This window comes from Pseudomonas sp. NPDC088429, from assembly GCF_044753305.1.
GTDB lineage: Bacteria > Pseudomonadota > Gammaproteobacteria > Pseudomonadales > Pseudomonadaceae > Aquipseudomonas > Aquipseudomonas rustica.
Genome location: NZ_JBIVMX010000011.1, coordinates 1 through 23,354 on the forward strand (window position 1 = coordinate 1; position 23,354 = coordinate 23,354).

General features: G+C 60.3%; 21 protein-coding genes. 7 read left to right on the top strand and 14 right to left on the bottom strand.

Translation table 11 applies throughout. The features are described from left to right. Window positions 1–961 (top strand): lipoyl synthase (gene lipA, locus ACIP66_RS08640; protein ID WP_400647159.1); only part of this gene is annotated, 961 nt, incomplete at its 5' end. A 107-nt stretch (window positions 962–1,068) separates the two neighbouring features. Further along, window positions 1,069–2,016 (top strand): LD-carboxypeptidase, encoded by a 948-nt coding sequence (locus ACIP66_RS08645; RefSeq protein ID WP_400647161.1) that lies wholly within the window; start codon window positions 1,069–1,071, stop codon window positions 2,014–2,016. 87 nt (window positions 2,017–2,103) lie between these two features. Here ACIP66_RS08645 and ACIP66_RS08650 read toward each other — a convergent pair whose 3' ends face one another. The 5 genes from ACIP66_RS08650 to leuS all read right to left on the bottom strand — a co-directional run bounded on the left by ACIP66_RS08650 (window position 2,104) and on the right by leuS (window position 8,087). Then, complete coding sequence (locus ACIP66_RS08650) at window positions 2,104–3,426, bottom strand: lytic murein transglycosylase (protein WP_400647164.1); 1,323 nt, start codon at window positions 3,424–3,426, stop codon at window positions 2,104–2,106. A gap of 61 nt (window positions 3,427–3,487) precedes the next feature. Beyond that, window positions 3,488–3,652, bottom strand: a complete 165-nt coding sequence (arfA, locus tag ACIP66_RS08655; RefSeq protein WP_053124158.1) for an alternative ribosome rescue factor ArfA — start codon at window positions 3,650–3,652, stop codon at window positions 3,488–3,490. Between the two features lie 175 nt (window positions 3,653–3,827). After that, the gene (holA, locus tag ACIP66_RS08660) at window positions 3,828–4,865 is read right to left on the bottom strand and encodes a DNA polymerase III subunit delta (RefSeq protein ID WP_400647167.1); all 1,038 of its coding nucleotides are present in this window, start codon (window positions 4,863–4,865) and stop codon (window positions 3,828–3,830) included. Window positions 4,866–4,904: 39 nt separating this feature from the next. Next, a complete protein-coding gene (gene lptE / locus ACIP66_RS08665; RefSeq protein WP_053124154.1) occupies window positions 4,905–5,510 on the bottom strand; it encodes an LPS assembly lipoprotein LptE in 606 nt (201 codons plus the stop codon). Between the two features lie 87 nt (window positions 5,511–5,597). Beyond that, window positions 5,598–8,087 carry a leucine--tRNA ligase gene (leuS, locus tag ACIP66_RS08670; protein WP_400647171.1) on the bottom strand — a complete coding sequence of 830 codons (2,490 nt, stop codon included), beginning with the start codon at window positions 8,085–8,087 and terminating at the stop codon, window positions 5,598–5,600. Between the two features lie 254 nt (window positions 8,088–8,341). Here leuS and ACIP66_RS08675 point away from each other — a divergent pair, with 254 nt between their 5' ends. Both ACIP66_RS08675 and ACIP66_RS08680 read left to right on the top strand, forming a co-directional pair. Continuing rightward, window positions 8,342–8,665 carry a hypothetical protein gene (locus ACIP66_RS08675; protein WP_053124151.1) on the top strand — a complete coding sequence of 108 codons (324 nt, stop codon included), beginning with the start codon at window positions 8,342–8,344 and terminating at the stop codon, window positions 8,663–8,665. A gap of 104 nt (window positions 8,666–8,769) precedes the next feature. Further along, window positions 8,770–9,531, top strand: a complete 762-nt coding sequence (locus tag ACIP66_RS08680) for a YdcF family protein (protein WP_053124148.1) — start codon at window positions 8,770–8,772, stop codon at window positions 9,529–9,531. 88 nt (window positions 9,532–9,619) lie between these two features. Here the strand turns inward: ACIP66_RS08680 and lnt are convergent, their stop codons facing one another. The 5 genes from lnt to miaB form a co-directional block, all read right to left on the bottom strand. Further along, the gene (gene lnt, locus ACIP66_RS08685; RefSeq protein WP_212545748.1) at window positions 9,620–11,143 is read right to left on the bottom strand and encodes an apolipoprotein N-acyltransferase; all 1,524 of its coding nucleotides are present in this window, start codon (window positions 11,141–11,143) and stop codon (window positions 9,620–9,622) included. 17 nt (window positions 11,144–11,160) lie between these two features. Next, window positions 11,161–11,667 (bottom strand): transporter associated domain-containing protein, encoded by a 507-nt coding sequence (locus ACIP66_RS08690; RefSeq protein ID WP_400647175.1) that lies wholly within the window; start codon window positions 11,665–11,667, stop codon window positions 11,161–11,163. A gap of 5 nt (window positions 11,668–11,672) precedes the next feature. After that, window positions 11,673–12,167 carry an rRNA maturation RNase YbeY gene (gene ybeY, locus ACIP66_RS08695; RefSeq protein ID WP_400647177.1) on the bottom strand — a complete coding sequence of 165 codons (495 nt, stop codon included), beginning with the start codon at window positions 12,165–12,167 and terminating at the stop codon, window positions 11,673–11,675. After that, window positions 12,160–13,158, bottom strand: a complete 999-nt coding sequence (locus tag ACIP66_RS08700) for a PhoH family protein (protein ID WP_400647180.1) — start codon at window positions 13,156–13,158, stop codon at window positions 12,160–12,162. Before ACIP66_RS08700 ends, ybeY begins: the two co-directional genes overlap by 8 nt. A gap of 284 nt (window positions 13,159–13,442) precedes the next feature. Further along, complete coding sequence (gene miaB, locus ACIP66_RS08705; RefSeq protein ID WP_053124140.1) at window positions 13,443–14,771, bottom strand: tRNA (N6-isopentenyl adenosine(37)-C2)-methylthiotransferase MiaB; 1,329 nt, start codon at window positions 14,769–14,771, stop codon at window positions 13,443–13,445. Window positions 14,772–14,904: 133 nt separating this feature from the next. Between miaB and ACIP66_RS08710 the strand changes: the two genes are divergently transcribed. Then, window positions 14,905–15,234, top strand: a complete 330-nt coding sequence (locus ACIP66_RS08710; protein ID WP_003185742.1) for a DUF1820 family protein — start codon at window positions 14,905–14,907, stop codon at window positions 15,232–15,234. Window positions 15,235–15,356: 122 nt separating this feature from the next. Here ACIP66_RS08710 and ACIP66_RS08715 read toward each other — a convergent pair whose 3' ends face one another. From ACIP66_RS08715 to ACIP66_RS08730, 4 genes are all read right to left on the bottom strand, one after another. Beyond that, window positions 15,357–15,911 (bottom strand): tetratricopeptide repeat protein, encoded by a 555-nt coding sequence (locus ACIP66_RS08715; protein ID WP_003228518.1) that lies wholly within the window; start codon window positions 15,909–15,911, stop codon window positions 15,357–15,359. A gap of 225 nt (window positions 15,912–16,136) precedes the next feature. After that, window positions 16,137–17,420, bottom strand: a complete 1,284-nt coding sequence (gene hemL / locus ACIP66_RS08720; RefSeq protein ID WP_053124138.1) for a glutamate-1-semialdehyde 2,1-aminomutase — start codon at window positions 17,418–17,420, stop codon at window positions 16,137–16,139. A gap of 17 nt (window positions 17,421–17,437) precedes the next feature. Next, complete coding sequence (thiE, locus tag ACIP66_RS08725) at window positions 17,438–18,061, bottom strand: thiamine phosphate synthase (protein ID WP_400647184.1); 624 nt, start codon at window positions 18,059–18,061, stop codon at window positions 17,438–17,440. Between the two features lie 18 nt (window positions 18,062–18,079). Beyond that, on the bottom strand, window positions 18,080–18,877 hold the full coding sequence (locus ACIP66_RS08730; RefSeq protein ID WP_007909650.1) for a hydroxymethylpyrimidine/phosphomethylpyrimidine kinase: 798 nt from the start codon (window positions 18,875–18,877) through the stop codon (window positions 18,080–18,082). Window positions 18,878–19,222: 345 nt separating this feature from the next. Between ACIP66_RS08730 and ACIP66_RS08735 the strand changes: the two genes are divergently transcribed. Together ACIP66_RS08735 and ACIP66_RS08740 are read left to right on the top strand one after the other, a co-directional pair. Further along, complete coding sequence (locus tag ACIP66_RS08735; protein ID WP_053124136.1) at window positions 19,223–21,577, top strand: hybrid sensor histidine kinase/response regulator; 2,355 nt, start codon at window positions 19,223–19,225, stop codon at window positions 21,575–21,577. A gap of 95 nt (window positions 21,578–21,672) precedes the next feature. Then, window positions 21,673–23,322 (top strand): acyl-CoA dehydrogenase family protein, encoded by a 1,650-nt coding sequence (locus ACIP66_RS08740; RefSeq protein WP_400647187.1) that lies wholly within the window; start codon window positions 21,673–21,675, stop codon window positions 23,320–23,322. Window positions 23,323–23,354 lie beyond the last annotated feature (32 nt).

The following is a 23,354-nucleotide window of genomic DNA, read 5'->3' on the forward strand; positions in this document are numbered from 1 at the left end:
GCGTCCCAAGGTAGAAGCGGGCGTCAAGCTGCGCGGCGCCGAGAAGGTTGCACGCATCCCGGTAAAGATCATTCCGACCACCGAACTGCCGAAGAAACCTGACTGGATTCGTGTGCGCATCCCGGTTTCGCCGGAAGTCGACCGGATCAAGAGCCTGTTGCGCAAACATAAGCTGCACAGTGTTTGCGAAGAAGCGTCCTGCCCGAACCTCGGCGAGTGCTTCTCCGGCGGCACCGCGACCTTCATGATCATGGGCGACATCTGCACCCGTCGCTGCCCGTTCTGCGACGTCGGCCACGGTCGTCCGAAGCCACTGGACGTCAACGAGCCGGAAAGCCTGGCCATCGCCATCGCCGACCTCAAGCTCAAGTACGTGGTGATCACCTCGGTTGACCGCGACGACCTGCGTGACGGCGGTGCCCAGCACTTTGCCGACTGCATCCGCGAAATCCGCAAGCTGTCGCCGAACGTGCAACTCGAGACTCTGGTTCCGGATTATCGTGGCCGCATGGACGTCGCGCTGGAAATCACCGCCGCCGAGCCGCCGGATGTGTTCAACCACAACCTGGAAACCGTGCCGCGCCTGTACAAGGCTGCGCGTCCGGGTTCGGATTACCAGTGGTCGCTGACCCTGCTGCAACGCTTCAAGCAGATGCTGCCGCACATCCCGACCAAATCCGGCCTGATGCTGGGTCTGGGCGAGACCGACGAAGAAGTCATCGAAGTCATGAAGCGCATGCGCGAACACGACATCGACATGCTGACCCTCGGTCAGTACCTGCAGCCGTCGCGCAGCCACTTGCCGGTGCAGCGTTTCGTGCACCCGGACACCTTCGCCTGGTTCGCCGAAGAAGGTTACAAGATGGGCTTCAAAAACGTTGCCTCGGGCCCGCTGGTGCGTTCTTCGTATCACGCTGACGAGCAAGCGAAGCTGGTCAAGGCTGAGTTGATGGGTTCCTGATTCAGCACTGAATAAAATGCCCGCCGCGGCTTTAAGTCCGGCGGGCTTTTTTTTGCCTGCTTTCCTGACTACTGTGTGCGCATGACTTCACACTGGGAGCCCCATGGATGACCGTTCGACCGACCCACAGCCTTTTTCCGCATAAACCCGTGCCGGCGCTGCCGTCAGAGGGCGTGATCGGCGTTATCGCGCCTGCGGGGCCCGGTGCGCTGGACACCGACAAGGCGGTGCAGTGGATGCGCGCTCGCGGTTATGCGCTGAAGGTGTTTCCCGGCGTCTATGAAAAGGATGGCTATCTGGCTGGCAGCGATGAGGTGCGGCTTAACGATCTGCACGCAGCGTTCGCAGATGCCGAGATCGATGCAATCATTTGCCTGCGCGGCGGCTACGGCACGCCGCGCCTGCTGGATCGGATCGACTACGACCTGCTCAGCCGAAACGCCAAACCCTTTGTCGGTTACAGCGACATCACCGCGCTGCACCTCGCGATCAGTCGTTACGCCGGGTTTGTGACCTTCCACGGGCCGCTGCTCAACGCTGACCTGCTTGGTGACAAAGAGCCGCCAACGGTGACTTCATTCTTCGCCATGCTGCGCGGTCAGTTGAAAGCGGGGAGTGTGCTCAGCCATCCGGTGGCATATCCGTTGACCACGGTTGAGCCCGGCGTTGCCCATGGGCGTTTGCTCGGTGGCAATCTGGCGATGATCGCGGCGACGTTGGGCACGCCTTACGAAATTGATGTCGAAGGGGTGATCCTGCTGATCGAAGACATCAACGAGCCGCTGTATCGCATCGATCGATTGCTGACGCAGATGCGCCTGGCCGGGAAACTGGCGAGGTTGCGTGGGGTGTTGGTTGGGGATGTCGCGGGGGTGGATGTCGAGGCGTTGAACCGTTTGCTCAAGCAGACGTTCGAGCCGTTACGGATTCCGGTGTTGTCGGGGTGGCGCAGCGGGCATTGTGATCCGAACCTGACATTGCCGATGGGCGCGCTGGTAAGGCTGGATGCCGGGAAGAAGGAATTGATGCTGGAGCAGGATGTAGTGACCCGATAAAGCAAAAGATCGCAGCCTTCGGCAGCTCCTACAGGGAACGCATTCCAATGTAGGAGCTGCCGAAGGCTGCGATCTTTTGATCTTGCTTTACTGGGTACGCAAGCTCTCAAGCAGCTTGTGCGTCGGATACCCATCCGCCGGCCAGCCAAACGACTGCTGCGCACTGCGGATCGCCTTACGCGTGTTAGCGCCGATAATCCCGTCCGCTGTGCCCGCATCAAAGTTGCGCGCGCTCAACAGGTTCTGCAGTTCAATGCGCTCGCTGCGGCTGAGCGGCATGTCGTCTTTCGGCCAGGTGCCGTTGATCAAACCACCGCCACTGAAGCGCTCAGACAACAAACCGACCGCCAACGCATACGACGAAGAATTGTTGTATTTGAGGATCGCGCGGAAGTTATCCAGCACCAGGAACGCCGGGCCACGATAACCGGCCGGCAGCAGCAGGGCGGCGGACAGTTGCTCGGAGCCCGCCGGAGCCTGACCGCCATTCGGCAGAATCACACCCAGTTGGCGCCATTCAGCGACGGTTTTACGCATCACACCGTCAGCCAGTGTGTAGTTGAAACCGCTCGGCAGTTGCACCTCGAAACCCCACGGCTGACCCCGCTGCCAGCCGGAGCTTTGCAGGTAGTGCGCGGTCGAGGCCAGCGCATCGGCCGGGCTGCCCCAGATGTCGCGGCGACCATCACCGTCAAAATCCACGGCGTGCGTGTTGTAGGTAGTCGGAATGAACTGGGTCTGACCCATCGCGCCAGCCCAGGAGCCAAGCATCTTCTCCGGCGTGATATCGCCCTGTTGCAGGATCTGCAGCGCGGCAATCAATTGCGCATGGGCAAAGCCAGGACGGCGACCTTCGTAGGCGAGGGTGGCCAGCGAATTGATCACTGACTTTGTGCCCTGGAACTGGCCGAAGTTACTTTCCATGCCCCACACCGACACCAGCGCCTGACGGTCGACGCCGTAACGCTGTTCGATGCTTTGCAGAATGTCGGCGTACTGATTGATCAGCGCCTGACCTTTGCGTACGCGCAACGGCGAAAGCGCGCCATCGAGGTATTCCCACACTGGGCGGGAGAACTCCGGCTGGCTGCGGTCAGCGCGGATGATGCTCGCGTCGAAGCTGACGTTGGCAAATGCGCGATCAAACAGCTCAGGGCTGATGCCGGCGGCCAAGGCATCCTTACGGAAGCCTGCTTGCCATTCGGCAAAGGTCTGGGTTGGCTGAAGATCGAGAGGGTCGGCGGACGGCACTACCGGCGGGATGATCGCTGGGGCCGTGGCGACAGGGGCAGCTTGAAGAGGTTGCGCATCGGCGGCGGTGGGTTTTTCCGCGCAGGCGACAAGCAGGATGAAGCTGGAGGCAGCGATCAATTGGCGAACGGGCCAACGATGGGAAAGACTTAGGGGCATGCACAGTTCCAGGGGAAACGAGTCAAGTGCAGACCTTAACATGAGCGGGGGGTACTGCGCTTTAAGCAGCCAGAAAGTAAGAAGCCTCCCAGCTGTCAGACTGGAAGGCTTCGCGGCGGTAGCTGCCTTTACCCTTGGTTGGTCGTTCCTGGCGACTGCGGAACAGGGGCTGGGCGACGATGGATTTGGCCTTGTTGGGGCCATGCTTTGCTGGCTTTTTGCTCATGAGGGTTCTCTCATTGGGGTGGGTTTTGCGGGGGAAATAATCTGCCGATGTTGGGCGTCTGTCTATAGGGCAAATGTGGGCGCGCATTGTAGGAAACAAGAGCAAAAGATCGCAGCGTGCCGCAGTTCCTACAAGGATCGGTGTAGGAGCTGCCGAAGGCTGCGATCTTTTGCTCTTATTCAGCAGGCAGTGTCAGACGCTGCCCAGCCATCAACAATGCCAATCGGCTCAGGCTCATCCACGGCGAACCCGCCGCCTGGCCCTTGATCTGCGCATCAATGCGCTGAGCTTCCAGCAGCAACTGCGCCCAGCGTTGCGCCGAGTAGCGTTGCAGGGCTTTGCTCATCAGCGGTTTGCGCTTGTCCCAGACCGGCGGTTTCGCCTGACTGAAACATTTGTCCAGCGGCGTGCCCTGACTGTACTGCAGCGAGATATTGGCCAGCAGGCGCAATTCCCGCGCCAGTGCCCAGAGAATCACCGGCGGCTCGACACCTTCACCGCGCAAGCCTTCGAGCATGCGCAGAGCATGCGCTGGTTCGCCGTTGAGCACCGCATCGGTCAGGCCGAACACGTCAAACCGTGCGCTGTCGGCCACAGCGGCCTGCACGGTTTCAACGGTGATCTGTCCGCCTTCCGCCATCAGCTTGAGCTTTTCGATTTCCTGCGCGGCGGCGAGCAAGTTGCCCTCGACACGCGCGGCAATCAATTCGACCGCGTCCTGACTGGCCGACAAACCGGCCTGCGACAGACGCTGACGAATCCAGCTCGGCAACTGACTGGCATCCACCGGCCAGATCTGAATGAACTGGGTCTGCTGGCCTTCAACCAGCGCCTTGCCCCACTTGGTTTTCTGCGCACTGCCATCGAGCTTGGGCAAGCTGATCAGCAGCACCGTGTCTTCAGCGGGGCGCGAGCAATATTCGATGAACGCGGCAGCGCCTTTGTCACCGGGTTTGCCCGAGGGCAGACGCAGTTCCAGCAGGCGTTTTTCCGCGAACAACGACATGCTGGCGCCGGCCTGCAACAACGTACCCCAATCGAAATTGGCGTCGGCGGCAAAGACCTGGCGTTCGTCAAAACCTTGCTCGCGGGCAGCGCGGCGGATGGTGTCGGCGGCTTCCTGACACAGCAGCGGGTCATCGCCGCTGATGATGTAGACCGGCGCGAGGGCGCCTTGCAGGTGTTTACCGAGTTGGGCGGGAGCGAGCTTCATAAGAAAGGTCGAACGGGGCGCCTGAGCGCCCCGAACATCTTACTGCTGCGGTACTTCGAGCGGCGACTGACGCGGGGTTTCCGCTTCAGCTTTCTGCGCCGCTTCCAGGGCCTGGGCTTCTGCCTTGGCGCGGGCATCGGCGGTCGCCTGCAGTTGATCCAGTTGCGCCGGAGTCAGCTGTTGCAGACGCAGCATCATGCGCTGTACCAGTTCGCGACGGGTTTCGCGACGGGCGTCGTTGGCTTCCTGATCGGAACCGACGAGGTTGTTACCGTCGTGAATGAACACCTTCTGCACTTCAAGCTTGTCGCTCAGCAGGTTCAGGTTGTTGGCGCCGAGAATGTCGTAGCTGAGCACGGTGCTCACCTGATATTCGCCGGTGGTGCCGTTACCCGAGTAGCTGAGGATGCGCTGGTTTTCCTGCTCGTTGGACAGGAACAGCTTGTACGGCGCGCCGGAAACAACCTTCACGCCGCTGGATTCCAGCACTTGGCGCAGTTGCGTCACGGTTTCGCCGTAAGCGTTACGGGCGCTCAGGTCGAGCTCCTTGATCGCCAGTTCGTTGGTGCCGGTGCCGCGCAGCTGGAAACCGCAGGCGCTCAACAGAACGGCGAGGCCCATCACCAGCAGATTGCGTTTGATCATTGTGTTGCTCCCCTTGAAACCAGGTGGGCCGACCGTGCGGCCCGAAAGGTTTTACTTGGCGTCAGGCGAACCTGACGCCCGATCCAATTAGCTGGCGACGATGTTGACCAGTTTCCCCGGCACAACGATCACTTTACGAATAGTCAGACCGTCGACGAAACGCAAAACGTTTTCGTTGCCACGGGCTGCCGCTTCAACTTCTTCACGGGTGGCGCTGGCCGGCATTTCGATCTGGCCGCGCAGCTTGCCGTTGACCTGGATCACCAGGGTCAGGCTGTCCTGCACCAGCGCGCTTTCGTCCACGGCTGGCCAACCGGCGTCGATCACTGCATCGGCGTGACCCAGTTGATTCCACAGTTCGTGGCTGATGTGCGGGGTGATTGGCGCCAGCAACAGCGTTACGGCTTCCAGACCTTCGTGAACCAGAGCGCGATCCTGTTCGGTGCCTTGGGCGGCTTTTTCCAGCACGTTCATCAGCGTCATCACCTGAGCGATGGCGGTGTTGAATTTGTGGTTCTGGCCGACGTCGTGGCTGGCTTGTTTGATGGCCACATGGATCGAACGGCGAACGGCTTTCTGCTCGTCATTCAGGCTGGCGATGTCGAGCTTGCCCGGCAGGCCCTGACCAACGTGGGCTTGCGCCAGACGCCAGACGCGCTTGAGGAAACGGTGCGAACCTTCAACGCCGGAGTCCGACCATTCGGCGCTCATGTCAGGCGGCGAGGCGAACATCATGAACAGACGGCAAGTGTCAGCGCCGAACTGATCGATCATCGACTGAGGGTCGACGCCGTTGTTTTTCGACTTGGCCATTTTCTCGGTGCCACCGATTTCCACCGGCAGACCGTCGGATTTCAGTTTGGCGCTGATGACCTTGGCTTTGCTGTCACGCTCGAGTTCTACGTCCGCCGGGTTGAACCAGGTGTAAGCACCGTTGGCTTCGCGACGATAGTAGGTTTCGGCGATCACCATGCCTTGGGTCAGCAGGTTCTTGAACGGCTCGTTGGAACTCACCAGACCTTCGTCGCGCATCAGCTTGTGGAAGAAGCGCGCGTACAGCAGGTGCAGAATCGCGTGTTCGATACCGCCGATGTACTGATCGACCGGCAGCCAGTGATCCGCTGCGGATTTTTCCACCAGACCGCCTTCAAAGTGCGGCGAGGCGTAACGGGCGTAGTACCACGACGACTCGACGAAGGTGTCCATGGTGTCGGTTTCACGCTTGGCAGGCTGACCGCATTTCGGGCAGCTGCATTCGTAAAACTCAGGCATGCGCGCCAGCGGCGAACCAGCGCCGTCCGGCACCACGTCTTCCGGCAGAACGACAGGCAGTTGATCTTCCGGCACCGGCACGTCACCGCACGCATCGCAGTGGATGATCGGGATCGGGCAGCCCCAGTAGCGCTGACGGCTGATGCCCCAGTCGCGCAGGCGGAACTGAGTACGCGAGGCGCCCAGTTCTTTCTTGATCAGGGCGACTTCCATGGCGTCGAACGCGCCAGCGAAGTCCAGACCGTCGAACTCGCCGGAGTTGATCAGTGTGCCGTGCTCGCCGTAGGCGTCTTGCCACGGCGCAGGGTTGCTGTCGCCAGTGCTGGTACGTACGACCGATTTAACCGGCAGGTTGTACTTGTGGGCGAATTCGAAATCGCGCTCGTCGTGCGCCGGTACCGCCATCACAGCGCCGTCGCCGTAGTGCATCAGCACATAGTTGGCGACCCACACCGGCAGTTTCTCGCCAGTCAGCGGGTGCTCGACGAACAGGCCGGTCGGCAGGCCTTTCTTTTCCTGCGTGGCGACGTCGGCTTCAGCGACGCTGCCGCCCTTGCATTCAGCGATGAACGCTTGCAGCTCAGGGTTGTTTTTCGCGGCCAGGGTGGCCAGCGGGTGCTCGGCAGCCACGGCGACATAGGTCGCGCCCATCAGGGTGTCCGGACGGGTAGTGAAGACTTTGAGGGTGCCGGCTTCGCCGATCGAATCGACGTTGTACGGGAACTGCACTTCCATGCCGCGGGATTTGCCGATCCAGTTGCGCTGCATGGTCTTGACCTGTTCAGGCCAGCCAGTCAGTTCGTCGAGGCTCTCCAGCAGCTCATCCGCGTAGGCGGTGATCTTGAAGTAGTACATCGGGATTTCGCGCTTTTCGATCAGCGCGCCGGAACGCCAGCCACGACCGTCGATCACCTGTTCGTTAGCGAGAACGGTCTGGTCGATCGGATCCCAGTTCACGGTGCCGTTTTTACGGTAGATCACACCTTTTTCGAACAGGCGAGTGAACAGCCATTGTTCCCAACGGTAGTAATCCGGCTTGCAGGTGGTGACTTCGCGCGACCAGTCGACCGCCAGACCCAGGCTGCGCAGCTGGGTTTTCATGTAGGCGATGTTTTCGTAGGTCCACTTGGCCGGGGCTACGTTGTTCTTCATTGCGGCGTTTTCTGCCGGCATGCCGAAAGCGTCCCAACCCATCGGTTGCAGAACGTTCTTGCCTGGCTGTTCACTGACTTCAAAGGACTTTTGCTCGTCCCAGAACGACTGGGCGGCGGCTTCAATTTCACGGGGCTGATATTGTTCGTGCATGGCTACTTTTGTACTGGATAGGGGTGGCCTAATCCTCTTCAACGCAGGTTCCGGGGTTGGCCCGGACGAGCTGGAAGTGGAATTACAGGAAGCGCCGTAGCATACATGACCGCGCTTGGCCTAGGGAAACCCTGATTACAGCTACATGTCCCGCAATACTTGCGTCGGGGCCGTTGGTCGCGGCGTACAGCCGGTTTGTGCAGCGAAGCTAAGCTCTAACTGGGGAGTGAGTCTTATCTTCAATGAGGTGAGGGATGGTGGAGCAACGGCAAAAAAACGTGAATAAACCCGAGTTGTACGAGAGGTTGATCGACCGTCTGGGTATGGCCCTGGACGCAGTAAAAACCGCTGACCGGCTGCGCGACGAGCGCCCCCTGGAACTGGAATTGCGTGGCTTGAGCCCCGCTGAGTTCAAACTGGTCAAGGCCTATCTGGATCGCAGTGAGCGTGAAACGCACGGCTGCCTGTCACAAGCAGTGAAGCAGCTCGATGCAGCACATTCGGCCAAGGTCATCTGGCTCAAGGACAAGGCGCCCGGCAGAGACACCGTCAAAGTACGGGCTATGCAGGCCAAGTAAGCGCATGGCAGGTCAAGAAACGGATCTTTTTCAACGGGATCCCACCTACTGGTTGTAACGCGTTATTAACACTCTTAGGCTTCGGGCATCTTTGGAGATGCCCGATGCCCTTTCGCTATTTCATCAAACAACTTCTATTGCCGCCCGGCATTCTTTTGCTGCTGTTGCTGGCTGCGTGGTGGCTGCGCCGCTCGCGACCGCGATTGGCTGGGTTGTGTTTTGCCATTGGTTTTGGCGGGTTCTGGCTGATGAGCCTGCCGGTGGTAGTGCAATGGGGCGCCAAGGCGCTGGAGCGTGAGCCGCCGCTGGCGCGTGAGGAATGGGCGACGCTGGCGCAACGGGCTGACGCGATTGTGGTGTTGGGCTCCGGACGTGAGCGTGGCGATCTGGCCTGGGGCGAAGACCAGCCGACCGGCGTCGGGCTTGAACGTCAGCGTTATGCGGCGCGCCTGGCCAAGGCCTCGGGCTTGCCGATTTTGACCAGCGGCGGGCTGCACTATGGAACGCCGCCGACCGAGGCGAAGTTGATGGCCGATTCGCTGCGTGATGACTTTGGCGTCACCGTACGTTGGCAGGAAGGGGAAAGCCGTACGACGTGGGAGAACGCAAAACTAAGTGCTGACATTCTATTGCCGCAAGGGATCAAGCGCGTGGTCGTGGTGACGCAGGCGTGGCACATGCCGCGCTCGGTATGGAGTTTTGAACAGGCAGGATTTGAAGTGGTGCCGGCGCCGGTGGGCTTTTTGGGCACTGATAACGCGAGGCCGTTTGGTGGCTGGTTGCCGGAATTCAAATCGATCTGGCAGAGCGGGCAGTTGCTGAATGAAGCGGTGGGGCAGGTGGGGTATTCGCTGTTTTACCGCTGAAGATCAAAAGATCGCAGCCTTCGGCAGCTCCTACAAGGGTTGAATACAAATCCCCTGTAGGAGCTGCCGAAGGCTGCGATCTTTTGCTTTAAAGGGTTTTTGAGATCCGGCTAGCCATCAGTGCCCAGCCAAACAGCAGCAAACACAAAATCATCAGCGGCCACGAGCGGTATTGCAGATACGGCGTCAGGTTGTGCATCGGCACCACTTCGCCGTACAGCACACCCTGTTCAAACTGCGGAATCTGCTCGGTGATCTGCCCGAACGGGTTGATCAAACCGGTCACGCCATTGTTGGTCGCGCGGATCATCCAGCGACCCGCTTCCAGTGCGCGCATCTGCGCCATCTGCAAATGTTGCAGCGGGCCGATCGAGGTGCCGAACCAAGTGTCGTTGCTGATCGTCAGCAGCAAATCACTGCGCGCCGACAGGCCGGCAGCGAAGTCCGGGTACACCACTTCGTAGCAGATAAACGGCGCAATCTGATACCCCTTGGCTTGCAGCAACGCCTGGTCGGCCGGGCCACGGGCGAAGTCAGACATCGGCAAATCAAAGAACGCGATCAACCCACGCAGGACATCCTGCAATGGCACGTACTCGCCGAACGGCACCAGTTTCTGCTTCAGGTAAGTGCCATCACCTTCGCCGACCACGGTGATGCCGTTGAAGAAGCGTTTTTCGTGACGAACCATCTCGCGGATCGGCACGCCGGTAATCAATGCGGATTTACGCTCGGCGGCGAAGTTGCCCATCATGCTCAGGTAGCCTTCGGCAGATTCCTTGAGCACCGGCACGGCGGTTTCCGGCCAGATCAGCAGATCCACCGGTTTCGAGCGGAAACTCAGATCACGGTACAACGCCAACTGTGCGTTGAGCTCGGCCGGATCCCATTTCATGCTTTGCGCGACGTTGCCCTGAATCGCAGCAACGCTCAAAGGCGCGCCCGACGGACTCGTCCAGGCATGACCCTTAAGCGCGAAACCCGCCACCCAAGGTCCGACCAACAGCACCAGACCGGCGACGACAAAAGCTTTGCGGCGGCTTTGCAGCAAACGCGGCGCGTTGTAGATCAGCGCAGCGGTCAGTGCCAGCACGAACCCCACCAGCCACATGCCACCGACCGGCGCGAGCCCCGCTAGCGGGCCGTCGAGCTGGCTGTAACCCGAGTACAACCACGGGAAACCCGTCAGGAACCAGCCACGAAACATTTCCTGACCAACCCACAGCGCAGCAAACGCGAGGGCGTCGGCCAGCGGTGCTTCGTTGCGACGCAACCAGCGCGCCCAAATCCAGGCGGGCAGGGCGAAGAACCAGGCAATCGCGGCGGTAAACAGCAGCATCAGGAACCCGGCCAGCAGCACCGAAGCGCCGCCGAAATGGTGGATGCTGTAGTAGATCCAACTGGTGCCGGCGCCGAACAGGCCGAAACCGAAGCACCAGCCACGGCCCAGCGCCTGACGTGGGCTTAGCTCGCGCAGTCCGGCGTAGAACAAGCCGACTGCGAGCAAGGCCAGCGGCCAGATGTTGAAAGGCGCCAGAGCGAAGGTGGTGATTGCACCGGCCGCCACGGCCAGCAGGTTACCGGGCCAGCCGGGGCGGGTTGTCCAGCGCATTTCAATCCTTAGAGGTATTACCGGGCGATTGGCGTGAGTCGCAGCAAATGAATCCGACGGCTGTCGGCGTTCAGGATGCGGAAACGATAGGCGCCGATTTCAGTGATTTCGTTGCGTTTTGGCAAGTGCCCGAACGCGCTCATCACCAGACCGCCGACAGTGTCGAACTCGTCGTCGGAGAATTCACTGTCGAAGAACTCGTTGAAGTTCTCGATCGGCGTCAGGGCCTTGATCAGGAAATCACCACTTGGCAGCGGCTTGATGTAGCTGTCTTCTTCGACGTCGTGCTCGTCTTCGATGTCGCCGACGATCTGTTCGAGCACGTCTTCGATGGTCACCAGACCGGCCACGCCGCCGTATTCGTCGATGACGATGGCCAGCGCTTCGCTGTCCAGCAGTTTGTTCTGATGTGCATCACGCAGCAGCTCGAGGAGCTCCTGGCGGTTCTTCGGCTCGTGGGCAAAAGCCTGGGTGAGTTTACCCAGCCATGACTTCTGCCCGTTGCTCGATCGATCTTCGCTCATAGCGATTACTCTGAATCCTTTGTTGTAACGATAGGGGATGTTTCGGTTTCGTCGTCCGCGTACGGATCGGGATAGCCCAATTCGGCAAGCAACTCGCGTTCCAGTGCTTCCATTTCTTCGGCTTCGTCGTCATCTATATGGTCGTAACCAAGCAGATGCAAGCAGCCGTGAATGACCAGATGCGCCCAGTGGGCCTTTAGTTCCTTGCCTTGCTCGGCGGCTTCGCGCTCAACCACCGCCACGCAGATCACCAGATCGCCGAGCAACGGGATGTCGAGAAACTCGTCGGGCACGTCAGCGGGGAACGACAGGACGTTGGTCGCGTAATCCTTTTGGCGCCAGGTGTGGTTGAGCTCGCGGCCTTCTTCCTCGTCGACCAGACGAATGGTCATTTCCGAGTCAGCGGTGCGCTGGCGCAGGGCCAGTTCGCACCACAGACGGAATTCGGCTTCACTCGGCGCGTTCGCTTCAGTCGCGATTTGCAGGTCTAGCTCAAGCATTTCGCGAGGCGTCCTTGGGTGCTTCGTCACGGTTTTCGAAGCGCTCGTAGGCTTCGACAATCCGCTGTACCAAAGGATGGCGCACGACGTCTTTCGGCTGGAAGTGCGTGAAGCTGATGCCCGGCACGTCTTTGAGCACTTCGATCACATGGTGCAGACCCGATTTGGTGCCTTTCGGCAGGTCGACCTGGGTAATGTCACCGGTGATCACCGCTGTAGAACCAAAGCCAATCCGCGTGAGGAACATTTTCATCTGTTCAACGGTGGTGTTCTGGCTCTCGTCGAGAATGATGAAGCTGTTGTTCAGCGTGCGACCGCGCATATAGGCCAGCGGTGCAACTTCGATCACCTGGCGTTCGATCAGCTTGGCGACGTATTCGAAACCGAGCATCTCGTAGAGCGCGTCGTAGAGCGGGCGCAAATACGGGTCGATCTTCTGCGACAGATCGCCGGGCAGGAAGCCGAGTTTTTCACCCGCTTCAACCGCCGGACGCACCAGCAGGATGCGGCGGATCTGCTCACGCTCCAGTGCATCGACAGCGCAAGCCACTGCCAGATAGGTCTTGCCGGTACCGGCCGGGCCAATGCCGAAGTTGATGTCGTTACCGAGGATTTCCTTCACGTAGCGCAGCTGATTCAAGCCGCGCGGGCGAATCATGCCTTTCTTGGTGCGCAGGGCAACGGAAGCTTCGGCGGGGGCGTGGTTGTCTAGCTCGACCACGGCCGATTCCTGCAGGAACAGGTGCACCGTATCTGGCGACAGCTCTGAACCTTTGGTTTCCCGGTACAGGCGACGAATCAGATTTTCCGCAGACGTGGTGTGTTTGGGGTCGCCGATCAGCTCGAACTGGTTTCCGCGGTTGCGGATCTCGATCGTCAGGCGCTGTTCGATCAAGCGCAAATGCTCGTCGAATTGCCCGCACAGATTGGCGAAGCGGCGAGCCTCAAAGGGCTCGAGGATAAAACGATGTGGTTCTATGGGTGCGTTCAAGGTCGTATTTAGCCGCCCTGGGGCAATTAAGATGAAATCAAGGATAACGCCAGAGGCTTGGGTGCGAAAGCTCTTAAATATGGATGCTGCTTTCGAACCCATTCTCTGCGGCTGGCGGGGTCTTTTGTGGTGAGGGGATTTATCCCCGATGGGGCGCGAAGCGGCCCTGAAACCATTATCCGAGGTGTATCAGATTCACCCGGATTGCAGGTTTTGGGTCGGCTGCGCCAACCATCGGGGATAAATCCCCTCACCACAGAAGCCCCATCCACAATGCGATGGTGTTACTGAATCAACGAGCCGCGCAGCGAGTGCGGTTGGGCCGCGTCGATGTGCACGTCGGCGAACTGGCCGATCAGGGTTGGATTGTCGCAGCGGAAGTTGACGATACGATTATTCTCGGTACGCCCTTGCAGCTCGCCCGGGTCTTTCTTCGAATAATCGGTCACCAGAATCCGTTGCGTCGAGCCGACCATTTGTCGGCTGATCTCGAAACCTTGCTGATTCAGGCGATGTTGCAGCGCGTTCAAGCGCTCCTTTTTCAACTCTTCCGGCGTCTCGTCAGCCAGATCGGCGGCCGGAGTGCCCGGACGTTGGCTGTAAACGAACGAGTAGGAAAAGTCGAAACCGACGTCGGCAATCAGCTTCATGGTCTGTTCGAAATCTTTCTCGGTCTCGCCGGGGAAACCGACGATGAAGTCCGAGCTGATGCAGATCCCCGGCACCGCCGCACGCAATTTGCGCAGCTTGGATTTGTACTCCAGCGCGGTGTGGTTGCGCTTCATCGCCGCGAGAATCCGGTCGGAGCCCGATTGCACCGGCAAGTGCAGATGCTTCACCAATTCCGGCACGTCGGCGTGGGCCTGAATCAGGCTGTCGGAGAATTCCAGCGGGTGCGAAGTGGTGTAGCGAATGCGGTCGATGCCATCGATGGCCGCAACGACGCGGATCAGCTCGGCAAGATCGGCCAGACGACCATCATGGGTCGTGCCGCGATAACCGTTAACGTTCTGCCCCAGCAGCGTCACTTCACGAACGCCGTTTTCAGCGAGGTGAATCACTTCGGCGATCACGTCATCGAACGGCCGGCTGACTTCTTCGCCGCGGGTGTAAGGCACCACGCAGAACGTGCAGTACTTGCTGCAGCCTTCCATCACCGACACATAGGCGCTCGGGCCATCGATGCGTGGCTCGGGCAAGTGGTCGAATTTTTCGATTTCCGGGAACGAGACGTCGACTTGCGGCAGCTTGGTGATGCGCGCGGCGTCGATCATTTCCGGCAGGCGGTGCAGGGTCTGTGGTCCGAACACCACGTCAACGTACGGCGCGCGATCGCGGATCGCCGCGCCTTCCTGGCTGGCCACGCAACCGCCGACGGCGATCACCATGTCCGGGTTGGCCAGTTTCAGTTCGCGCCAGCGGCCGAGCTGCGAATACACGCGATCTTGCGCGCGCTCGCGGATCGAGCAGGTGTTGAGCAGAATCACGTCGGCGTCTTCCGCGCGCGCGGTGACTTCCAGGGCCTGATGTTCACCCAGCAGATCGACCATGCGCGAGCTGTCGTACTCGTTCATCTGGCAACCGTGGGTTTCGATGTAAAGCTTCTTGGCCATGGATTAGTGTCGTCACGTGATTCAAAGAACCCGGCATTATAGGGAACAAGCCCTCAGGTTCCTACCGCTGTGCGTCCGGAGGCTATGCTATAGTTTGCGCCCTCATTTTTATCCCCGATGTTATCCCCCCGCCATGACCAAACGCGAAGCTCCAATCTATAAGGTGATTTTCCTCAACCAGGGCCAGGTGTTCGAAATGTACGCCAAGCAGATCTATCAAAGTGATCTGTGGGGTTTTCTGGAAGTGGAAGAGTTCGTCTTTGGCGAGCGCACGCAAGTGGTCGTCGATCCGAGCGAAGAAAAGCTCAAGGCGCAGTTCGAAGGCGTGGTACGCAGCTTTGTGCCGATGCATTCGATTGTGCGCATCGACGAAGTGGAACGTCTGGGCACCCCGAAAATCAGCGAAGCCCGCGGCGCGGTCGGCAATGTGATGCCGTTCCCGATGCCGATGCCTGAGAAGTAACAACAGATCCTGGATTGATCGTTCCCACGCTCTGCGTGGGAATGCCGCTTTCGACGCTCTGCGTCGGTGACGCGGAGCGTCACGGGATGAATTCCCACGCAGAGCGTGGGAACTATCGGCGGTCAGGGAAGAGGGGAGAAAGGCGTACGCCCATCGGCGCTCTGCAGTTCCATCAGGTATTTACGGAAAATTTGCCCAAGCACCTGCGTGGCCGTCTCAAGGTCTTCGCGGGACATTTTTTCGGACACTTCGTCAGCCGTATCCAGCGCATCTTCCGCGCCGTTGACCGCAGCCATCTTCAGCACGATATACGCCTGAATGTTGTTGGCCTGCACGCCTTCACCGTGGAAGAACATCGTGCCGAGTTTGAATTGCGCCTGAGCGTGGCCTTGCAACGAGGCTTTTTCGAAGTAGCTCAGGGCTTGATTGAGGTCGCGCGGCGCATTTTTGCCGTCGTAGTAGAACTCACCCAACTCGTATTGCGCTTGCGCATCCCCTTCGTCCGCCGCTTTCTGGCAGGCGGCCAGTGCCTGCGTGACGTCTTGCGGCTGAGTATTGAGGGTGCAACGACCCATCGCCGGGATCAACAACGAGTTGCCGCCTGCTTGTGCATGCGCGAGCAGGGGCTGAAGGAGCAACAGGCAGCCCAAGGCAAGGGTGCGGCCGGTGCGGTTCATGGGAATCGACTTACCTCTGAAGGGCACGCGGACCCATCGAGGGATCCAATAAGCGCGCATTATGAAATAAGCAGGGCCAACCTTACAAAGTCTTTACTCGTTTTTCTGCTGCGCGGGGAATATATCGCCCACTTTAGGGGAGATTTTTAGCAGGAGCATCGGAAAAACAGCGCGGATGTAGGTGAATGCTGACGCTGGCGATAGCCAACGTCAGCGGTACGGCGATTATTTCAGTGCGGCGAAGGCGCGTTCGGCAGCGTCCAGCGTCAGTTGCAACTCGGCTTCGCCGTGAGCGATCGAGGTGAAACCGGCTTCGAAGGCGCTCGGTGCGAGGTACACGCCACCTTCCAGCATCAGGTGGAAGAAGCGACCGAACAGTGCCGCGTCGCTGGCCATCACGTCTTCAAAAGTGACGATGTCGTCGGCGCCGCTGAAGTACAGACCGAACATGCCGCCCGCCTGGGTGGTCACGAACGGAATACCCGCAGCATCGGCGCGTTGTTGCAGACCATCGAGCAGGCGCGTGGTGTAGTCGGTCAGCTCGGCGTGGAAACCCGGACGGCTGATCAAACGCAACGTGGTCAAACCGGCGGCCATGGCCAGCGGGTTACCCGACAGCGTGCCGGCCTGATACACCGGGCCCAGCGGCGCGATGCGTTCCATGATTTCGCGCTTGCCGCCGAAGCAACCGACCGGCATGCCGCCACCGATGATCTTGCCGAAAGTAGTCAGGTCAGGGTTTACGCCGTAGTAAGCCTGAGCACCGCCGAGGGCAACGCGGAAACCGGTCATCACTTCGTCGAAAATCAGCACCACGCCATGTTTGTCGCACAGCGAACGCAGGCCTTCGAGGAAGCCCGGCGCTGGCGGCACGCAGTTCATGTTGCCGGCTACCGGCTCAACGATGATGCATGCCACTTCGTCGCCCACTTCCGCCAACATCTTTTCAACCGCGTCGATGTCGTTGAACGGCAGGGTCAGGGTGTGTTTGGCGAACGCCGCCGGCACGCCGGCCGAGCTCGGTACGCCTTGGGTCAGCGCGCCGGAACCGGCCTTGACCAGCAGACTGTCGGAGTGGCCGTGGTAGCAGCCTTCGAACTTGATGATGCTGTCGCGGCCGGTGTAACCACGGGCCAGACGGATTGCGCTCATGGTCGCTTCGGTGCCGGAGCTGACCATGCGCACCATGTCCATCGATGGCACCAGCGAGCAGACCAGGTCGGCCATCTCGGTTTCCATCGCGGTCGGCGCGCCGTACGACAAGCCGTGTTGCAGCTGATTGCGCACCGCGTCGAGCACGTCCGGGTGGCTGTGGCCGAGGATCATCGGGCCCCACGAACCGACGTAATCGACATAACGCTTGTCGTCTTCGTCAGTGACGTAAGCGCCTTCAGCGTGTTTGAAGAACAGCGGGGTGCCGCCCACGCTCTTGAATGCGCGGACTGGCGAGTTCACGCCACCGGGAATGTGTTTCTGAGCGTTGGCAAACAGGGTTTCGGAACGAGACATGATCGGGCTCTCAATCTTCAGGATTTGAACAATTCGTTGAACGCGCGGGCGCGGCGGGTCACTTCGGCGGCGCTCTCGGCACCGAACAAACCGTGAACCACGGCGAGCAGGTCGACGCCGTGGGCTACCAGCGGCGCAGCGTTGTCGAGGCTGATGCCGCCAATCGCGCAGATCGGCAGGTGCAGCGTGCGTTTGGCATCGTCGAGCAGATCGAGGCTGCAGGTCGGCGCGCCAGGCTTGGTGTTGGAATTGAAGAAGCGGCCGAAGGCGACGTAACTGGCGCCTTCTTTGGCGGCTTGTTCAGCCAGCGCGATTTGCGCGTGGCAGGTCGAACCGATGATCGCTTTCGAACCGAGCAGGGCGCGGGTCGGCGACAGCGGGCCGTCGGTCTGGCCGAGGTGCACGCCGACGTTGAGGCGCGCGGCGAGTTCGGCGTCATCGTTGATGATCAGTTGCGTCTTGTAGCGCTCGCACAGATCGCGCAACGCTTCGGCCTCGCGCAGACGGCGGGCCTCGTCGTTGCTCTTGTCGCGGTATTGCAGCAGGGTGACGCCGCCTTCCAGCGCCGCCTCCACATAAGAGAGAAACTTGCCGGCCAGCAATTCGCTGTCGGTAATGGCATACAGGCCACGTAGTTTCATCGGGCAGACCTCACGACGTTACGAGCAGAAATCCAGCGGCAGGCGACGCGGGACGAACTGGCCTTTGCCCAGTTGTTCGGCATCGCGCAGGGTGCGCCAGGTGTAATCCAAAGCACTGCGCACGGCGCTGGCCAGGTGTTCGCCCTGAGCCAATCGACCGGCCAAAGCACTGGCCAGTGTGCAACCGGAACCGTGATAGCTGCCCGGCAGGCGCTGGCAGATAAAGGTTTCACGCAGGCCGTCGCGGCTGTACACGCGGTTGTGGATTTCAGTTTCGTCGCCATGGCCGCCGGTGATCAGCAGGTTTTTGACGAACGGCAGGAGTTTTTCAGCGCACTCATCCGCGGTGCCTTCGGGCAGTTCGGCGAGGATGCGCGCTTCAGGAAGGTTAGGCGTGGCAATGATCGACAGCGGCAGCAGACGCTCGCGCATCGCATAGCCGACCTCGTCCTTGCCCAGGCGTCCGCCGCCACCGGCGCGCAGCACCGGGTCGCAGACCACCGGCAAGTGCGGGTGCGCCGAGAGCAGTTCGACAACGGTGTCGACCATTTCCAGTGAACCGAGCATGCCCAGTTTGACCGCAGCGACTTCGGAGTCGTTGAGCACGGCATTGGCTTGAGCCAGTACCCACTCACGGTCGAGGACGCGGAAGTCAGTGACGTTGACGGTGTCTTGCACGGTCAGGGCGGTGACGGCCGGAGCCGCATGGCAACCCTGCGCGAGCAGGGCTTCGATATCTGCCTGCAAGCCGGCGCCACCACTTGGGTCGTGGCCGGAGAGACAGAGGACAACGGGGCGGGAGCTGTAGATATTCATGGTGCGCGAGCTTACCACCAAAGCTGATTTACGGGTGTGGCTGGCGGAGCAAGATCAAAAGATCGCAGCCTTCGGCAGCTCCTACAGGAAATCCAGATCAATGTAGGAGCTGCCGCAGGCTGCGATCTTTTGATCTACCTGACCAACCCAACAGCTCTAGTCCGCTGCTTTGCTCTGAAACGACCGTTCTAGAGCCTTTGTAGGAAAAATTTCGATGGTGCTCAATGGCCAGCAGCGGCTATGCTAGTCTGGATCCAAACCAATAACAGGTAATACCGGTTTTACGTCTACTCAAGGAATGGGGGGGCTTCCTGACATAACCGGACGAGCCACGCTGGGGCTTCAATGCGCTATTTGCTGATGTTGCTGTTTTGCTTGCCCCTCATGGCGAGCGCCGTCGAATTCGACGAATTCACCCAGAACCTGCCTTTGGGCCGGTCGCTGCAAGTGTTCGAAGACCCGAGCGGTCAGGCGAGCATTGCCGACGTCCGCGCGCAGGCCGCTGCCGGCAATTTCAAAGCCCACGATAAAGCCACGCTCAACGCCGGTTACTCGCGCTCGGCGTTCTGGCTGAAAATCGATCTGCATTACCGCCCGAGCAACCCCGCCGCCCAGCGCACCTGGTTGCTAGAGCTGGCTTATCCGCCGCTCGACCATCTTGATCTGTACTTGCCCGACGCCAATGGCGACTATCAGCTGATCCGTCAGACCGGCGACGCCTTGCCGTTTGCCAGCCGTGAAATCCGCCAGAACAACTACCTGTTCGATCTCGCCTTCGAACCCGACCAACAACAAACCGTATACCTGCGACTGGCCAGCCAAGGCTCGATCCAGGCGCCGGTGACGTTGTGGTCGAGCACCGCGTATCTTGAAGACCAACCCGTGCGCCTGTATGTGCTCGGTATCATCTATGGCGTGCTGCTGGGGATGGTGGTTTACAACCTGTTCATCTACCTCAGCGTGCGCGACACCAGCTATCTCTATTACATCTTCTATATTGCCTCGTTTGGCCTCTATCAACTGTCGGTCAATGGCGCGGCGGTCGAGTACTTCTGGCCGAACAATCCGTGGTGGGCCAACGCCGCGACACCGTTCTTCATCGGTTGCGCCGGCCTGTTCGGCAGCCAGTTCGCGCGCAGTTTCCTGCAAACCAAAACCCATAGCCGTGGACTCGATCGCGTCTTGATCGGCCTGATCGCGTTCGGTGCGCTGGTCATCGGACTGTCCTTGATGACCAGTTACGCCCTGGCCCTGCGCCTGGCGACGACGCTGGCACTGACCTTCACCGTGGTGATTTTTGCCGCAGGGATTCTGGCCTGGTGGCGCGGTTTGCGGGTGGCGCGTTATTTCATCATTGCCTGGTCGGCGTTTTTGCTCGGCGGTATCGTCAACACGCTGATGGTGCTGGGCCTTCTGCCAAACGTGTTCCTGACCATGTACGCCAGCCAGATCGGTTCGGCCATCGAAGTGGCGCTGCTGTCGCTGGCGCTGGCCGACCGCATCAACGCGATGCGCGAGCAACAGGCGCAGACCCTGTACGACGCCGGGCAGAAACTCGAAGTGCTCAACCAGCAACTGGCCCACAGCAACAAGCTCAAAGATGAATTTCTGGCGACCCTGACCCACGAACTGCGCACACCGATGAACGGGGTGATCGGTTCGCTGGAATTGATGCAGACCGTCGAGATGGATCCGGAGCTGGAGCAATATCAGCAAACCGCCGCCGGCTCCGCGCGAGACATGATGCGCATGGTCAACGGCATCCTCACCCTCACCGAATTGCAGGCCGGCAAGCTCAAGGCCTCGCCGGGCAGTTTCAGTTTGCGTGGCGTGGTCGAATCGTTGCGCGCGCAGTTCGACGGCAACGCGGCGAGCAAGTCGCTGGACTTCAAGGTCGACGTGCTGCCAACCCTGCCTGATCGTCTGCACGGCGACAGCGCCAAACTCGCGCAGTGCCTGGAATGCCTGCTGGATAACGCGATCAAGTTCACCCGCGTGGGCGGGCTGGCGCTGCGGGTTACCGGCAAACCGTCGACGGGCAATCGTCTGGCGCTGTCGTTCGCGGTGATCGACACCGGCATCGGTTTCACCGATCTGGGCGAGGCGACGATGTATCAGCGTTTCTTCCAGCTCGACGGTTCGATGACTCGCGAATACGGTGGCCTCGGCGTCGGTCTGGCGATCTGCCGACAACTGGTGGAACTGCTCGGCGGCAAACTCACGCACCGTTCCGAACCTGGCAGCGGCAGCCGTTTTCAGCTGGATGTCGAGTTTGAATTGCCGGTGGTTGAGCCTGCGCCGAATTCTGCGCCTGGCGGTGATTGCATTCGCGCGCCGCAGGACTGCACGGTGTTGCTCGTGGATGACAACAGCGTCAATCAACTGGTGATGCGCGGCATGCTGCTCAAGCTCGGTTTCCGCGTGCGCACCGCCGACAGCGGCGCGACGGCGCTGGACTGCCTGCGGCGAGAAACCTTCGACGCGGTGCTGATCGATTGTCAGTTGCCCAGCCACGAAGGCGCGTCATTGTGCTGCCAGATTCACGCGCTTCCGGGTTGTGCGAACTTGCCGGTGTTCATGCTCGCATTGGGTGCCGATCGAGAGGTCTGTGCCACGGGCGTCGCGGTCGATTACCTGAACAAACCAGTGAAATTCGAGGATTTGCAGTCGGCGCTGGAGCGTCGGGTGTTGTCCTGCTGATAGGGTAAAAGCGCCGCGAATTCGGCGCCTATGACACTTTGATCGACAGGGAGCCGGTGCTTAACTGAGCTTTCTGGAGAGCCAAGGAGCCCGTCATGAACCTGCATCAGTTCGCCGAAACCCACGAAGTCACCAACCAGCCGCCGTCGCTGGACGGCACCAACCTGTACCGCATCGACCTGCCGTTGCAGGAGTGGTCGCGCAGGTTCGGCGCCGGTTGGGCCGAGTCGCGGATCGATGCTTACGGCGCGCTGGCCGGCGGGCCGTTGATGGAAGCCGGGTTCCTCGCTAACCAAAACAAACCCATATTTGTCAGCCACGATCGCTACGGCCATCGCATCGATCTGGTGGAATTTCATCCGGCTTATCACGAGCTGATGCGCACGGCGATCGAGCGTGGTTTGCACTCGATGCCGTGGACGCATCCGCAGGACGGCGCCCACGTCGCCCGCGCCGCGATGAGTTACCTGCACAGCCAGGCCGAGGCCGGCAGCGGTTGCCCGCTGACCATGACTTTTGCCAGCGTGCCGGCCCTGCGTCTGCAACCGAATCTCGCCGAGCAATGGCTGCCAAAAGTCCTCGCCACGGAATACGACCCACGCAACGTCGGCATGGCGCACAAGGCTGGCGTGACCATCGGCATGGCCATGACTGAGAAACAGGGCGGCACCGACGTGCGCGCCAACACCACCAAGGCTTATCCGGTCGGCGCCAGCGGCCCGGGCGAGGCGTATGAGTTGGTCGGACACAAATGGTTTTGCTCGGCACCGATGTGCGATGCATTCCTCACGCTGGCGCAGACCGACCAGGGTTTGAGCTGCTTCCTGCTGCCGCGCCATCGCCCGGACGACACGCGTAATCAGTTCTACATTCAGCGCCTGAAAAACAAACTCGGCAACCAGTCCAACGCCTCCAGCGAAGTGGAATTCCGTGGCGCGCTGGCGTGGATGGTCGGCGAAGAAGGACGCGGCGTACCGACCATTATCGAGATGGTCGCGATGACCCGTTTTGATTGCATGGTCGGTTCCAGCTCGCTGATGCGCCAGGCGCTGACCCAGGCCAGCCATCACTGCGCGCACCGCAAGGTCGGCGGCAAACTGCTCAGCGAGCAGCCATTGATGCAAAACGTGCTGGCCGATCTGGCCCTGGAAAGCGAAGCCGCGCTGGCCCTGAGCTTGCGCATGGGCAAGGCGTTGGATCATCTGGACGATCGCCACGAAGCGCAATTTGCACGGCTGGTGACAGCGGTGGGCAAGTATTGGATCTGCAAACGCGCGCCGGGAATGATCAACGAAGCGGCGGAATGCATGGGCGGCGCCGGGTATGTTGAAGAGAGCATCCTGCCGCGTTTGTATCGCGAGGCGCCGGTGAACTCGACGTGGGAAGGTTCGGGGAATGTGCAGTGTCTGGATGTGCTGCGCGCGTTGTCGAAAGAACCGGGCGTGCTGGATGTGTTGTTCAGCGAACTCGGAAATGGCCACGGCGACAAACGCTTGGCCGCGCATATTCAACAGTTGCAGGCGCAGTTCAAGGATACGAGCGACATTCAGTATCGGGCGCGGCAACTGACCGAAGACATCGCGCTCGGTTTGCAGGCCAAGCTATTGCTGGAGGCCGGGAACTCAGCCGTCAGCGATGCCTTCATCGCCAGCCGGCTGAGCGGTGGTGGCCGCGCCTACGGCGCCTTGCCACGCGGCCTCGACATCGAGTCCCTCGTCGCCCGCTCAACCCCACAAATCCTCTGACCCCCCACAAATCCCCTGTAGGAGCTGCCGAA

Coding starts and splice junctions, on each gene's coding strand:
- ACIP66_RS08645 (WP_400647161.1), top strand. CDS start 1,069: ATGACCGTTCGACCGACCCACAGCCTTTTTCCGCATAAACCCGTGCCG.
- ACIP66_RS08650 (WP_400647164.1), bottom strand. CDS start 3,426: ATGCCCCTAAGTCTTTCCCATCGTTGGCCCGTTCGCCAATTGATCGCT.
- arfA (WP_053124158.1), bottom strand. CDS start 3,652: ATGAGCAAAAAGCCAGCAAAGCATGGCCCCAACAAGGCCAAATCCATC.
- holA (WP_400647167.1), bottom strand. CDS start 4,865: ATGAAGCTCGCTCCCGCCCAACTCGGTAAACACCTGCAAGGCGCCCTC.
- lptE (WP_053124154.1), bottom strand. CDS start 5,510: ATGATCAAACGCAATCTGCTGGTGATGGGCCTCGCCGTTCTGTTGAGC.
- leuS (WP_400647171.1), bottom strand. CDS start 8,087: ATGCACGAACAATATCAGCCCCGTGAAATTGAAGCCGCCGCCCAGTCG.
- ACIP66_RS08675 (WP_053124151.1), top strand. CDS start 8,342: ATGGTGGAGCAACGGCAAAAAAACGTGAATAAACCCGAGTTGTACGAG.
- ACIP66_RS08680 (WP_053124148.1), top strand. CDS start 8,770: ATGCCCTTTCGCTATTTCATCAAACAACTTCTATTGCCGCCCGGCATT.
- lnt (WP_212545748.1), bottom strand. CDS start 11,143: ATGCGCTGGACAACCCGCCCCGGCTGGCCCGGTAACCTGCTGGCCGTG.
- ACIP66_RS08690 (WP_400647175.1), bottom strand. CDS start 11,667: ATGAGCGAAGATCGATCGAGCAACGGGCAGAAGTCATGGCTGGGTAAA.
- ybeY (WP_400647177.1), bottom strand. CDS start 12,167: ATGCTTGAGCTAGACCTGCAAATCGCGACTGAAGCGAACGCGCCGAGT.
- miaB (WP_053124140.1), bottom strand. CDS start 14,771: ATGGCCAAGAAGCTTTACATCGAAACCCACGGTTGCCAGATGAACGAG.
- ACIP66_RS08710 (WP_003185742.1), top strand. CDS start 14,905: ATGACCAAACGCGAAGCTCCAATCTATAAGGTGATTTTCCTCAACCAG.
- ACIP66_RS08715 (WP_003228518.1), bottom strand. CDS start 15,911: ATGAACCGCACCGGCCGCACCCTTGCCTTGGGCTGCCTGTTGCTCCTT.
- hemL (WP_053124138.1), bottom strand. CDS start 17,420: ATGTCTCGTTCCGAAACCCTGTTTGCCAACGCTCAGAAACACATTCCC.
- thiE (WP_400647184.1), bottom strand. CDS start 18,061: ATGAAACTACGTGGCCTGTATGCCATTACCGACAGCGAATTGCTGGCC.
- ACIP66_RS08730 (WP_007909650.1), bottom strand. CDS start 18,877: ATGAATATCTACAGCTCCCGCCCCGTTGTCCTCTGTCTCTCCGGCCAC.
- ACIP66_RS08735 (WP_053124136.1), top strand. CDS start 19,223: ATGCGCTATTTGCTGATGTTGCTGTTTTGCTTGCCCCTCATGGCGAGC.
- ACIP66_RS08740 (WP_400647187.1), top strand. CDS start 21,673: ATGAACCTGCATCAGTTCGCCGAAACCCACGAAGTCACCAACCAGCCG.